Here is a 949-nt window from a genome sequence, read left to right on the forward strand (position 1 = left end):
CGAGGTGTCGCGGACCTCACGGGCCTTCTCGCCGAAGATCGCGCGCAGCAGCCGCTCCTCGGGCGTCAGCTCGGTCTCGCCCTTGGGCGTGACCTTGCCGACCAGGATGTCGCCGGGGACGACCTCGGCGCCGATGCGGATGATGCCACGCTCGTCGAGGTCGGCCAGCACCTCCTCGGAGACGTTCGGGATGTCGCGGGTGATCTCCTCGGGACCCAGCTTGGTGTCACGGGCGTCGACCTCGTGCTCCTCGATGTGGATCGAGGAGAGGACGTCGTCCTGGACCAGCCGCTGGGACAGGATGATCGCGTCCTCGTAGTTGTGACCCTCCCACGGCATGAACGCCACGAGCAGGTTCTTACCGAGGGCCATCTCACCCTTGTCGGTGCACGGACCGTCGGCGATCACCTGCCCAGCCTCCACCCGGTCGCCCTCGGCCACGATCGGCTTCTGGTTGAACGAGGTGCCCTGGTTGGAACGCCTGAACTTCGCCACCCGGTACGTCGTCCGCGTGCCGTCGTCGTTCATGACCGTCATGTAGTCGGCCGAGACCTCCTCGACCACGCCCGCCTTCTCGGCGCTGACCATGTCACCCGCGTCGGTCGCGGCACGGTATTCCATGCCGGTGCCGACCAGCGGCGCCTCGCTCCTGAGCAACGGCACCGACTGGCGCATCATGTTCGCGCCCATGAGCGCCCGGTTGGCGTCGTCGTGCTCCAGGAACGGGATCATCGCGGTGGCCACCGACACCATCTGGCGCGGCGACACGTCGATGTAGTCGACCTCCTCGGCCCGCATGAGTTCGGTCTCGCCGCCCTTGGTGCGGACCAGGACGCGGGTCTCGGCGAACGAGCCGTCGGGGTTGAGCGTCGTGTTGGCCTGCGCCTTGACGAAGCGGTCTTCCTCGTCGGCGGTGAGGTAGTCGATCTGGTCGGTCACCTTGCCGTCG

1 pseudogene is annotated in these 949 nt (G+C 67.5%); it reads right to left on the minus strand.

Going from position 1 to position 949, the window contains the following annotated elements:
- Window positions 1–949 (minus strand): annotated as a pseudogene (locus AB0C16_RS40090) (DNA-directed RNA polymerase subunit beta); the annotation flags it as partial.

It is taken from the genome of Nonomuraea sp. NPDC048916, from assembly GCF_040649575.1.
GTDB lineage: Bacteria > Actinomycetota > Actinomycetes > Streptosporangiales > Streptosporangiaceae > Nonomuraea.